This window comes from Sinorhizobium sp. 7-81, assembly GCF_030124405.1.
Classification (GTDB): Bacteria; Pseudomonadota; Alphaproteobacteria; order Rhizobiales; family Rhizobiaceae; genus Sinorhizobium; species Sinorhizobium psoraleae.
Map to the genome: position 1 here is coordinate 190,796 of NZ_JASKLT010000007.1, position 11,848 is coordinate 202,643.

10 protein-coding genes are annotated in these 11,848 nt (G+C 60.9%); 3 read left to right on the forward strand and 7 right to left on the reverse strand.

The window, feature by feature from the left end; translation table 11 throughout:
- Window positions 1-184 precede the first annotated feature (184 nt).
- Complete coding sequence (locus QN224_RS22615) at window positions 185-643, forward strand: BA14K family protein (protein ID WP_283978447.1); 459 nt, start codon at window positions 185-187, stop codon at window positions 641-643.
- Between the two features lie 126 nt (window positions 644-769).
- On the opposite strand, the gene QN224_RS22620 is transcribed toward QN224_RS22615, so the two are convergent.
- The 3 genes from QN224_RS22620 to QN224_RS22630 form a co-directional block, all read right to left on the reverse strand.
- Entirely contained in the window at window positions 770-943 is a 174-nt protein-coding gene (locus QN224_RS22620; RefSeq protein ID WP_173512791.1) for a hypothetical protein, read from the reverse strand.
- 317 nt (window positions 944-1,260) lie between these two features.
- Complete coding sequence (locus tag QN224_RS22625; protein WP_173512792.1) at window positions 1,261-1,524, reverse strand: hypothetical protein; 264 nt, start codon at window positions 1,522-1,524, stop codon at window positions 1,261-1,263.
- Between the two features lie 214 nt (window positions 1,525-1,738).
- Entirely contained in the window at window positions 1,739-2,386 is a 648-nt protein-coding gene (locus QN224_RS22630; RefSeq protein ID WP_173512793.1) for an outer membrane protein, read from the reverse strand.
- Between the two features lie 275 nt (window positions 2,387-2,661).
- On the opposite strand from QN224_RS22630, the gene QN224_RS22635 reads away from it, so the two are divergent.
- Window positions 2,662-3,708: a GlxA family transcriptional regulator gene (locus tag QN224_RS22635; protein WP_283978448.1), complete on the forward strand. Its 1,047-nt coding sequence runs from the start codon at window positions 2,662-2,664 to the stop codon at window positions 3,706-3,708.
- Between the two features lie 7 nt (window positions 3,709-3,715).
- Here the strand turns inward: QN224_RS22635 and QN224_RS22640 are convergent, their stop codons facing one another.
- Window positions 3,716-4,015, reverse strand: a complete 300-nt coding sequence (locus tag QN224_RS22640; protein ID WP_283978449.1) for a hypothetical protein — start codon at window positions 4,013-4,015, stop codon at window positions 3,716-3,718.
- Window positions 4,016-4,478: 463 nt separating this feature from the next.
- Window positions 4,479-4,886 carry a DUF1236 domain-containing protein gene (locus QN224_RS22645; protein ID WP_283978450.1) on the reverse strand — a complete coding sequence of 136 codons (408 nt, stop codon included), beginning with the start codon at window positions 4,884-4,886 and terminating at the stop codon, window positions 4,479-4,481.
- Between the two features lie 514 nt (window positions 4,887-5,400).
- Between QN224_RS22645 and QN224_RS22650 the strand changes: the two genes are divergently transcribed.
- The gene (locus tag QN224_RS22650; protein WP_283978532.1) at window positions 5,401-5,700 is read left to right on the forward strand and encodes a hypothetical protein; all 300 of its coding nucleotides are present in this window, start codon (window positions 5,401-5,403) and stop codon (window positions 5,698-5,700) included.
- 197 nt (window positions 5,701-5,897) lie between these two features.
- On the opposite strand, the gene QN224_RS22655 is transcribed toward QN224_RS22650, so the two are convergent.
- A complete protein-coding gene (locus QN224_RS22655; RefSeq protein WP_283978451.1) occupies window positions 5,898-10,634 on the reverse strand; it encodes a cadherin-like domain-containing protein in 4,737 nt (1,578 codons plus the stop codon).
- A gap of 286 nt (window positions 10,635-10,920) precedes the next feature.
- The gene (locus QN224_RS22660) at window positions 10,921-11,691 is read right to left on the reverse strand and encodes an outer membrane protein (protein ID WP_283978452.1); all 771 of its coding nucleotides are present in this window, start codon (window positions 11,689-11,691) and stop codon (window positions 10,921-10,923) included.
- Window positions 11,692-11,848: the final 157 nt, after the last annotated feature.

Below are 11,848 nucleotides of genomic sequence, written 5' to 3' on the forward strand. Positions count from 1 at the left end.
CCAAGGCGCACCAGTTTCTGCTCCCCAGAAGTCCGGCCAAAGTTCTTCTCTTGTGGTCTGTAGACTTCCCCATCGAGACGCAACTGATCTCGTGCGCGATGTGGTTTCACTGCCGCGCTCGTTCATACTCGGTTCAGTTGCCACAAGGAAAGATCGCCTCATCGGAAACAGATTCGGTGATACGATGAAGAAAATCGGCACATTGATCCTTGCGGCTGTCACCGCATTTACAAGCTATGCACCGGCTCAGGCCATGCCCTTTGCGCCAGTGTCGCAGTCCAACTCGAGCGGCATTGACTTGGTCCACCACAGGCCATGGCACCACGGTGGACCGCGTTACGGCTGGCGCGGATACGACGGGCCTCGCTACGGTCGGTACAACGGTTATCGTGGTTATCGCTATCGTCGCGACGGCTATCGCCGGCACAGTGACGGATGGTGGTATCCGTTGGCAGCGTTCGGAGCGGGCGTGGTCATTGGAGGTGCAATCGCGGCACCACCGCCGCCGCGACGCGTCTATAGGGACTTCAGCCGAGCCCACGTGGATTGGTGCTACGCCCGATATCGTTCTTACCAAGCATACGACAACAGCTTCCAGCCTTACTACGGGCCTCGCCAGCAGTGTATCTCACCTTACTACTGAGCGTACTCGAAGCCGCTGATTGCTATATGTTTCGCTGAACACGGATCGGCGATTCAAAGGTGTCACAGCGCCGCATGCCTCAAAGGGATGCGGCGCTTTTGCGTTCAGCGCAGCGAGCAGGAACGCTTACTGTGTTGTCGCGGGTTGCTGTGGCGTTGCCGGTTGCTGTGGCGCTGGTTCCGTCGTCGTCGGAGCAGGAGCCGTCTCGGTTGTCTGTGGACCGGTTGCTGGCATCAGATACATCACGGCAAGGACGATAAGCGCGACAACGATAATGCCGATAACCACATTTCTGTTCATGGCGGCTCCCTCCTCAGGTTGGTCGTCTCACCGTGAATATTGGAGCCAGCAGTTGGATTTTTCAACCAGTAGAATTGAAGGCGTCCTCAATCTACCGAAGACTGCACTCGGATTTCGAGCCACGCGAACGATGTCGCATGGCGTTGTGGTCGCGGAATCCACTTTGATCCGCAGTGCGTTGAAAGCGACGAGTGCGCGGCTGAAGAGATCGATGTTCGGCGGCCGCAAGGTCCCGCCGGGCCGGAAAATCGCCGCTGACCTGTCGCGACAATTCAGGTTCATGCCTACAGCCGCGTCGTTGCTAGCGGCCTTCGCCCCTATTCGGCCTTTGGCGGAGCCCGTCGGTCGAGCAGTTTCTGGAAGATGTCCGCCTGTTTTTCCGCGGCTGAGCGGATCGCGGCGAGGTGATCGAGCATCGAGCCGAAGGCAACCAGAATGAGGCCGCCAGCAATTGCCGGAAACGCCCAGGGGAGCACCGCCAGCAGGGTCCTGATGTCGAGAGAAGGTATAAGCGTCATCGCCAGCAAAGCGAGCGTGCCGATCGTGATGATGCCACCCAGAAATTCGAGAAACTTTCCCATTGCTCCTCCCGTTTTTCCATCCTTCGTGCGTGGCTCCTCCAGCGCCGCGTCTCACCGGATGCGCAAAGATCGCTGTAGCGCTTTGAATTCCCGCATGTTTATCCTTAACAATAGGGCAATATTGCTTGACATCTTGCGCGCGGCAGGTGGTCTCTCCTCAGAAAAAACCCCCGGAGAGTAGAGCCGGGGGTGTTGATCGGGCCGATCGCAGGCGTCAGAATTTCACTCCGACGCCGACTGTGAATTGGTGTTGGTCGAGATCGACATTGACGCCACCCACATCCTTGTCGCCGAAATCATTGTAGCGATACTCGGCCCGACCGAAGACACTGTTGGTGAAGCCGTAATCGACGCCGGCTCCGATGGTCCAGCCGTTGAATGTCTCCTTTTCCTCCGAAGCGCCAGCAACATCGACGAAGCCGCGGGTCACCGCCCAGCCGCCGGTCGCGTAGAGCAGGGCTTTTTCGTTGAACGTGTAGCCGACGCGCCCGCGCACCGATCCGGAGACATCGGTGCCGACTTCCGTATTCGCGCCGAAGACTGTGAAGGTCTTGTCGTTCCAGTTGTAGGTGACATCCCCTTCGATGCCGAAGACCCAGTCACCATGCTGGTAATTGTAACCAGCGAACGCGCCGAAGAGGCCGCCGTTAAAGTCTTCCGAGGCACTTGCTCCGGGGACGCTTAAATCGCTGTTGAGCCATCCGCCGCCGCCTTGAAGTCCGACATAGCCGCCGGTCCAGACGAATGTGGGTGCTGCTTCGACAACCGGCGCGGGCGCTGGAGCCTCCGTCAAGTCTGCTGCGTGGGATGTCCCTGCCAACAGCGACGCGCCGAAGATCGCAACAAGCACATTTCTGATCATCACAAATGCCTCCTGTTGTCCAACTGACGATATCAACTAATGGGCGACGAGTCTGCCAAAAATCAGGTGGGCTGAATCATGTGCATTCGCACAAAGAAAAAAACGGACCGGCGGGTTTGAATCCGGCCGGCCCGTCCCGGAAAAAATCGCCGAAAGGGGAACGTCTCTGCGCGGGGCTGCAAACGCCGCGCGAAGGGAGATCGATTGCCTGTCGATAATGCCTGAAAGCCGTTTTCGGATTTGACATAAGCCGCATAAAATTTGACGTTATCCGCATGAGGGAACGTATTGAAAAACAATCTCCGATTGAGGTCGTGGTTGTCGTCCTGCCCGAGTCGTCGATCATGTCGCTGGCCTCTGTGCTGGATCCGATGCGCGCCGCAAATCGCGTGGCCGGCAGACAGGTCTTTCGCTGGCGGCTTCTGTCCGGAGACGGAGAGGCGGTCATGTTGACCTGCGGCGTACCAATCAATGTCGACGGCCGGTTCGTACCGCCGCTCGGCGGCGATCTTCTCCTCGTAATCGGCGGCTTCAACCTCCACAGGCATGTCGGCAAGCGGTTTCTCGCCACGCTGCAGGAGTGCGCTCGCCATTTCGACATCGTGGCGGGCATCGAGTCCGGTTGCTGGCTGCTCGGTCGATCAGGACTTCTCAATGGCCGCAAGGCAACGGCGCATTGGGAAGAGCTCGAGGATTTCAGCCAGACTTTTCCCGCGCTTACCGTCCTCGGTGACCGCTTCGTCACCGACGGCAAATATTGGACCTCCGGTGGCGCCTCGCCGACGTTCGACATGATGTTGCATCTGATTACCGAGAGGTTAGGCCCCGCCTTGGCGCTCGATGTTGCCAGCATCTTCGTTTACGACCAGATGCACAGCGCCACGGATGTGCAGCCCTTCGTGTCGCTCGGCCGCATTGAGGCCCGAGATCCCGAGCTCGCCGGCGCGATAAGGCTGATGGAGCGCACCTTGGAGCGACCGATGACCGTGGCGGCGCTGGCACGGCGGTTATCCATCTCGCGGCGCAAGCTCGAACTCCTTTTCGCGAAAGGGCTCTCGATCAGTCCTGCGGCCTATTATCTTCGCCTTCGGCTTCAGGTGGCGCACCGGCTTGTTCGCGATTCAGGGATTCCGATTCGGGATATCGCGCTGCGCTGCGGCTTCGACAGCCTCTCTGCCTTCTCGCGCGCCTACAGCCGCGAATACCAAACAAGCCCGCTGAAGATGCGAAGTGCCAATCGCGAAGAAACCGCTCTGCGTGCCGAAGCGGTGGCCGGTCGCAAAGCGCGGAAGAAACCGCTACGGGTTTCAGACGACGGTTGAGGTGTCCTCAACGGGACGACTGGGCCGAATCGATCGCCGCGCAGGCCCTTTCGAACTCTTTGACCGTTTCCGGTGTATTGTCTTCGGGCAAGACGGCGTCGGCGGCATCGGTCTGACCTGCGACATCGCTCTCATAGACATAGGATTGAATGTAATAGGCGATCGCACCTTTCCAGACCCTGCGGCCGTCTATCTCCTCACAGGCAACCGCGTTCTCGAAGTCCGCTTGCAACTCTTCCACCGTAGCGACATTGGAGGGTACGTTCGTGGGCGCCAGGAGCGAAGCGACGAACAGGGCGGTAAACATCATGGCTGTCCTTTTGACGCATGCTGCAGGGAAAACCGTTGGAAGGTTCGTTGGTTCCATCCGATAGAGAACGGAATGCCCACTGGCGGAAGAGCGAATTTAGCGAGGCTGAGTTTTATCCGCCACGCGATGTGTATGAGCCACAGTTCGGGATTCGTCGAATTGTTGCGCGTCGCTCAACCGATACGATTGCGAAACACGGGCCCAACCGTCACGAGAGTGTTTCGGACTCGGAATTTGCTGAATTCCGGCGGGCGGAATTCGAAGATGGAGACGAGCGAGACGGGCGCGTAGAGCGCGTGATCAGGGCTTCGATTGATGCGGACCGACCAGGGACGGAGCACCCGTGCCTCGTCCTGCCTTCCGCATCTCAGAATGAGAGTGGAATGTGGCCGATAACCAACCCCACCCCCCTGCAGGGTAGGTGGGGCTGAGTGGTGGTGGGGTGTTGCAACTCGCCCGGTCAGTTGATGACCTGCACCACGGTGCGCGACTTCGGCTCGGCGATCACGCGCTGCTTGTTAACGACGGCATATGCGTAGGCGGGGTTCTCCGGCACCGGCGTCAGCACGACAGCCTTAGGGAGGGGCTTGCCGACAGCGATCGGCTGCTGCACTACGACGGATTGCTGCACCGGCTGCTGCTCTACGTAGGCGACGACCGGAGGAGGAGGCGGTGCGAGTGCGCCGCCTAGTGCGCCGCCGACTACGGCTCCAACGCCGGCCCCGATCGGGCCGCCGATTATGGCGCCAGTTGCAGCACCGCCGACCATACCCGTCGCGGTTCCGCCCTTGCCCTCGTTGTTGGTCTGAGCGATAGCGGAACCCGCAAGCAATGTGGCTGCCGTCGCGATGAGTACAAGTTTTTTCATTGTCTCGTCCTCCTGTTGGATTCGTCAAAACAACGAACGGGCTGTGCAATGGTTCCGGTCTTGGGACTTTGGTCCGAGTATCTTCAGGAGCGCGCGAAAGTGAGCCTGTTCTTCATAGCTTTACTTTAGAAATTCATCTGACGGACAAGAATTACCGAGAAATAATTGATCCGAAAATCACATCGATTCATGGCAGCCCATCCACAATCACCCAATAGCTAGAAAGAACGCCGCTTGACCCAGAACAGCGACGACGTGACGGTGAGTCAGGCTTCGCGGTACCTTGTCGCTTGCGAATCCTTCGAATCGACGCGCGAACAGGCTGTGTCCGACGCGCTTCGGCGGTTGTTTGCCGCGCTCGGCCGACGCCGTCTGCGCCCATACCGCCGGTCGATAGCTATTTTTCGAAGTCTCCGGCGATCGAGAGCGCGATTTGTCGCGGCGACGCGTGGGCCGTTCATCGGAGGTTCAGGCTTGACGGTGCAATGTAGTAGCAAGCGAAGGAGAGTATATGATGAAAAAACTCCTATCCGCCCTGACAGCCATAATCCTGGCCGTGTCGTTTGCCTTACCGCTAAACGCCGCACCGATTTTCGTGCCGAAATCCGAGCAAGTGCAGACCGGACCTGTAGAACAGGTCAGACACCGGCGCCATCGCCATTGGCATGCGGATCGTCACTGGAACAGGCGTTACGCTTGGCGTTCCTGCCGCTACTATGGTCGCTGCTACCCTCGCCATTATGGGTACTACGGCTATCGTGACTACTACCGCTACCACCGGCGGCCGGGAGTCAGTATCTATTTTAACTTCTAGCCAGTAGCGCCCGCAGCATCGTCGCGCGTAAAGGCTAAGTTCATACGCTCGTTGCCAGAAATCTAGAACGCGGCTGGATTTCTGTGCTCGTCACAGGAAGCCAGCCACGGCGCGTCTGCGCCATGATTGACTTCACGCGTGACCTCCATGCAAGCTTTCCATTCGGACCCGCGCACTTGCGCGCGAGGCATTTCGCCTCACAGAAGGAAATCGCCAGCTGTGAGCGGCTTCAGTCCCGAAAGCTCGATCTGGAAGTCGGCGCGGCCGTCGCCGGTCACGTCGCCGTAGACGATCGTCTTGTCGTTGGCGGTGCCGGCGGTGTCGAAGGTCTTGTAGATCAGTTCTCCGGCCTTGCGCGTGAATTCGCCCTTACCGCGCCAGGTGAAGCCCTGGTTGCCGACAAGCGCGGTATTGGCGTCGATGGCGGTGAGGCTGATCACGTCGTCGCCATTGCCGAAGTCGGTAATGATGTCGCGATAGCCGGCGCCCGAGGCCGGGCCATAGGCGACATTGTTGACGTAGCCGGAGAAACCCTTTGCCGAGTCGTCTATCAGGTTGAAGACGAAGGTGTCGTTTCCTGCACCGCCAGTCAGCCGGTCGGCGCCGAGTCCGCCGACGATCGTGTCCTTGCCGGCCCCGCCATTGATCGTGTCATTGCCGGCGCCGCCGTCGAAATACTCGCTCGCGGCCGACGTGCCCGTCAGCGTGTTGGCGCCCGAACTGCCGACATAGCGCTCGACGGCATCGGCGACGGAGACCCGGACCGCTTTCATCACTTCGGCGCCGGTCCCGATGGTCCTGTCGTCGACCAGGACGGAGACATCGAGGAAGGGATTGGTCTCGAAATCGAGCCGCGCGCCGGCCTTGAGCCACAGTGCGTTGTCATGGACGGCAAAGAGCGCGGAGTCGGCGCCCGCGAGCGTGAGGACGTTGCTGCCGAGCCTGTCGTCAGTGACGAGGAGATCGGCGACCTTGCGCTCGGAAGCGGTCGAGGCGTTTTCCGCGATAACGGCGAGACGCTGCGTCAGGGCCAGAGTTGGGGCGTCGTTGGCCATGCCCACAGTGAAGGTGAAGGTGGCGGGAACGGGTGCCGAAAGGTCCTCGTTGCCGTCTTCCACAGCCACCTTGAAGGAGGCCGCCGTCGTCTCCGAGCCGTTGTGGCGGAAGGTAACGAGGCCGGCTGCGAGCTGCGCGCCGGTGAAGCGCGTCGCCGCGACGCCGTTGACGAGCACGGTTCCGTTGGTGACGCTGGAGACGTTGAAGGCAACGCCTCCGGCGGTGTCGTCCGGATCGATGAAGCCGAGATCGGCGGCAACGAGCTTGTAGCTGCCGCCTTCCGTGATCGTCGCCTTGAGATCGCCGGTAAGGCGAGGGGCATCGTTGACCGGGTTGACGGTGAAGTTGAACGTGGCGGGAATGGGTGGCGTTGTCTCGTAACCGTCCGATGCGGTGAACTGGAAGGAGGCCGATGAGGTCTCCGACCCATTGTGACGGAAGGTGACGAGGCCGTTCTTGATGTCGGCCGCCGTGAAGCTCGTCGCCTCTGCGCCGTTGACGAACACTACGCCGTTTTTCAGGTTGGAAACCTGAATTTCGATATAGGGGGCAGCTCCGTCCGGATCGGTGAAGTTGAGATCAGCGACGGTAAGCTTATAGCTGCCGCCCTCCGCAACCGCGGCCCTGAGATCGCCGGTGCGGATCGGTGCGTCGTTGATGGAATCGATCGACAAAAGGAACCTGTCGGTGCCGTCGTCCACATGAACATAGAACGGAGCGAAATAGTCTTCCGAGCCGTCGTGCTGGAAGGTGACGAGCCCGTTCGCAAGCTGTGATCCCGTGAATTGCGAGGCCTCGACTCCGTTTACCAGGAGTTTTCCGTGATTCACCCCGGATACTGTGAATACAGCGTCGGCGGCATTGTCGGCCGGGTCGCTGAAAAAATCCTCGACCGTGAATGTATACGAGGCCCCCTCGGCCAGCGAGGCCTGCCTGTCGCCAGTGAGACTTGGGGCTCCGAAGGAGCCATCGATGACGATGTCGTTCTGTCCGCCGATCGAATGGCTCCCTCCGACGCTTGGCAAGGTCAGGAGGGCGTCGAGGGAGTTGAGCGCTTTGATGGTTGCGCCGTTCAGCATCAGCGCATTGATGGAGGCGTAGTCCAGATCGGCGCTCGAGTCGCCCTTCTGCACCGTATAGGCGAAGGTGAGCGTCTTGCTTCCCGAACCACCAAGGTAAACGGCCTCGCGATCGATAGCTCCCGTCTCGAGGAGCAGCGTCGGGCGCCCGCCAGTGGTATCGACGTAGATCTCCTTGTCGAAGGTCACAACGATGGTGACCGTATCGCGCATATGGTAGGTGGTATCGAACATACCCTCGACATTGACCACCTTGGGCGGATCGACATTGATGGCGATCGTGTCGGTATCGCTCTGCATGCCGCCCGATCCTGCAAGCCCCAGATCGTTGGTGGTGATCTGCAGCGAAGCGGGGCCGGAGTAGCCTCCCGTCGGCAGGAACGACATCCCGTTCAGCGCCGTGTTGATGTCGGTAACGGTTCCCTCGAATGTCATCGTCGAATCCGCGACACCGCTGCCGGTGATGAAGACCAGTCCGGTCGTTCCCGCGAGCGCGAGCACACCGTTGCTTGCCGTCAGTGTCACCCGCACCGTGCCGCCGCCAGCATCGGCATCCGAGATCGTGATCGCATTGCCGTTGCCGCTGCTGAAGAGAACGGGCGCATCCGCCTCAGTCACCTGCTGTCCCGGCACATGATTGACCGGCGCGTCGTTCACCGCGGTCACGACAAACGTCACGGTCGCTGGGGTCGTCAGCGCACCGCCGATGCCGCTATTCCCGCCGTCATTGACCAATGCGGTCAGCACCACGTTGGATGTGGTGTTGGCGGCCGGGGTGAACGTCACGTTGGATGCGGCGATGAAGGCGTTGATATCGGCGATCGAACCGCTCAGCGTCAGCGACCCGGTTCCGCTTCCGGCTACGGCGACGCCGCCTCCCGAGGAGCCTGCGAGCGTGCCCGAAGCGAGCGAGAGCGTCACGCTAATCGAAGCGGACGCGGCATCGACATCGCTGATGGTTATGCCGGTGATCGCCGTTGCCGTGTCCTCGTCGACTGCGATCGAAATGGGCGCGGTTACCACCGGCCCGTCATTGACTGGCATCACGGCAAGCGTCACCGTATCGCTGTCGGTTTGCGCGCCGCCGCTGCCGGTGTTCCCGCCATCGTTGATCGTCGCCGTCAGCGTCACATTGCCCGTGGCGTTGGCGGCTGTCGTGTAGGCGACGTTCGCGGCAGCGATGAAGGCGTTGATGTTGGCGATCGTCCCGGTGAGGGTCAGTGCGGTCCCGCTTCCCCCGACCGTCACGCCTCCACCGCCGGCGGCGGCAAGGCTTCCGGCGCCGACCGAGAGCGTGACGGTTACGCTTGCACCACCTGCGTCTGTGTCGGAGAAGCTGATCCCGGTGATCGCGGTTGCAACGTCTTCGACGACGCTGATGCTGGCCGGAACCGTCACCTCAGGCGCATCGTTGACTGACGTCAGCGCGACGGTCTTGGTGGCGATATTGCTGCTTTCCAGCCCGTCATCGATCGCGAAGCTGATCGTTCTCGTCGCAGTCGTCGGCAAATTCGAGCTGTTCGTGTAGGTGACGGCGCGCAGCGCAGCCTGCCATTCGGCCAGCGTCGCCGTGCCGCCCGCGGAGATCAGCGTCAGCACGCCGGTCGCGGCGTCGTACGACGCCGCGATGTTGCCCATCGTGCCGCCATCATTCGTGAAGCCGAGAACATCCTGGCCGGACTGGAAATTGCCGGTAATGGCAACCGTGGCGGAGGCGAGGGTGGTGTTGTCGCTGTCGGAGACGGTAATGCCGCCGTCGACGGTGATTGCTGCATTGCCCTCGGCAAACGCGGCACTGCCGCCGGATGTGGTCACGACCGGAGCGTCATTCGGAGAAACGAGATTTATCGTCGTCTGTGTCGATGCCGACGTGCCGCTCTCGGCATCGCGAACGGTCAGCGAGATGATTCTCGTGCCGCTGGGGGACGTACCCAGGTTGCTATAGGTAAGATTGTGGATGATGGCGTCGATTGCCGCGGTCGTTGCGCTGCCGTTGAGCGTGACTTGCAGGAAGCTCGAGTTGGTGCCGCCTCCGCTCAACGTTCCGATCACTACGCCGCCATAGGTGACATCGTTGCCGGAGATGCCGATCTGTCCGGCGGCGGTGCCTTCGTTGCGCAGGCCGAGCGCATCTTCGCCCGCGATGCGCCCGGAAAGCGTGAAGCGGACCTGTCCGCCGCTCCAGCCGGTGTTGTCGGTGTCGCTGACGGCGGCGAGACTGGCGGTGTCGACGAGGACAGCGCTCTGGCTGCCACTAACGTAGTCCTTCGCGTCGGCGGCATCGAAATTCGCGACGACCGGTCGATTGTTCGAGTCGATCGTTATGTTGTCGAGCCAGAAGCTCATCGTGCCGGTCGTGGTCGTGTCCGGTATGATGATGTCGGCCAGGCTGAGCGACGTTCCCCTTACGACGGCGGGAACGCTGCCGCCAAAGCTCGCTCGATAGTAGTAGGGCCCGACACCGTCTCCGTGGATCCCGTCACCGGGCCAGGATGTGCTGTCGACATTCAAGGAGGGTGCCCAGCCGCCGCTGACCATCGGATCGGCGTTCACACTGATCTGGTAGTCGTAGAAGTCGATCAGCGCGCCGGTTGCGCTGGTGATGGTGATCGTGAACTGCTCGCCGCCATAGGCCGGATCCTCGGTGAAGTTGAACCGGCCGTTATCGAAATTGGCGCTCCAGTTGCCTTGCGCCGATATCGTGAAGACCAGCCCGCCGGCGCTGAGGGTGGTATCGGCCCCGCCCGCCGATCCGTCGGTGATCTGGCCGGCGGAAAAGTCGATCAATGTCTGCGCCATGTCTGCACTCCTGCGATGCTCCACCGGTCTGCTGGCGACAGCGGTGCCAAATGAATGTCGGCGATTGCCGGCTTACGGACGGGAGTTGGCCCGGCCGTCAAGGCTCTGGGCTCACCCGTCCCTGCTGATTATCGATCTACAGTGCCGATCGCCCTTGCAGGCGTGCGAAAAAATCACTGTAATATCTTGTTTAAATAAGATTTTTGTCGCTAACTTCGTTGAAGGCCAATGCCTTCGCCTCCGCCCCTCGTTCACCCCCAACTGCTGACGCTCCCTTCGTCAAGCCTTAAAGTCGCCACCTCAGGCCGACGCGCACGACATCGAAATCGAGGTCGTTCTCGAAGCGCGGGAAAGCGCCGGCCGGATCGATTGCCGCGCCGGTGGCGGTGACATCGTCGAAATCGTAATGGAGATATTCGAGCGAGGCCGACCAGTTCGGCGCGAGGCGCCATTCCGCCCCGGCGCCGGCCACCCAGCCGGTCTTGACGCCGCCGCCGGAGACATCCATGAGGCCGATCGTCGGGAAGGTCTGCGTGTCGAAGGCTCGTACGTCGATATCGGCGACCGCCAGACCGCCGGTTACGTAGAACAGGAGATCCTCGGCGGCGATGCCGGCGCGCAGGCGCGCGGTACCGGCCCAATCGGTGTCGAAGCTCGTTCGCGTGTCTCCGACGATCTTCGATGCGCCGCCCGAGCTGAGGTCCATCAGGCTGAAATCGATCGCGCCACCGAACACCAGCGACAGCCCGTCGACGTCCACTTGCCGGTCGCATCCGGCCTCGACGCCGCCGATCGCTGCGTGGTCGTCGCTCTCGATCACCTCATAGGGTGCGCCGAGGCTGTTCCAGGATGTGCCCGTGCCCTCGAAGGCGCCTTCGGTAAACGGTGAATCGGTCGCCTCTGCTTTGGCGTGCGCGTAACCCGCATGGGCGCCGACATAGCAGCCGGACCAGTTGCTTGAGGCGGCCTCATGTGTGAGGTCGCCGGCTTGCACTCCGTAAGCGCAAAGCAACAGCGCTCCCGCGGCAAGCCCCGCGGACAAATTATGGCCGGACATGCATTCCTCATGAGGTCAAGAACAGATGCGATTGGCGAACGCCTTTCGCGTTATGCGAGCATAGAGGGCGTCGGGCGGCAGGAAAAGCCGGAGGTAAAAATAATATTAATGGATCTTTGCTTCCGCGCGAACGGAGAAAATAATGCAACTATTCAAC

Coding starts and splice junctions, on each gene's coding strand:
- QN224_RS22620 (WP_173512791.1), bottom strand. CDS start 943: ATGAACAGAAATGTGGTTATCGGCATTATCGTTGTCGCGCTTATCGTC.
- QN224_RS22660 (WP_283978452.1), bottom strand. CDS start 11,691: ATGTCCGGCCATAATTTGTCCGCGGGGCTTGCCGCGGGAGCGCTGTTG.
- QN224_RS22655 (WP_283978451.1), bottom strand. CDS start 10,634: ATGGCGCAGACATTGATCGACTTTTCCGCCGGCCAGATCACCGACGGA.
- QN224_RS22645 (WP_283978450.1), bottom strand. CDS start 4,886: ATGAAAAAACTTGTACTCATCGCGACGGCAGCCACATTGCTTGCGGGT.
- QN224_RS22650 (WP_283978532.1), top strand. CDS start 5,401: ATGAAAAAACTCCTATCCGCCCTGACAGCCATAATCCTGGCCGTGTCG.
- QN224_RS22630 (WP_173512793.1), bottom strand. CDS start 2,386: ATGATCAGAAATGTGCTTGTTGCGATCTTCGGCGCGTCGCTGTTGGCA.
- QN224_RS22625 (WP_173512792.1), bottom strand. CDS start 1,524: ATGGGAAAGTTTCTCGAATTTCTGGGTGGCATCATCACGATCGGCACG.
- QN224_RS22640 (WP_283978449.1), bottom strand. CDS start 4,015: ATGTTTACCGCCCTGTTCGTCGCTTCGCTCCTGGCGCCCACGAACGTA.
- QN224_RS22615 (WP_283978447.1), top strand. CDS start 185: ATGAAGAAAATCGGCACATTGATCCTTGCGGCTGTCACCGCATTTACA.
- QN224_RS22635 (WP_283978448.1), top strand. CDS start 2,662: ATGAGGGAACGTATTGAAAAACAATCTCCGATTGAGGTCGTGGTTGTC.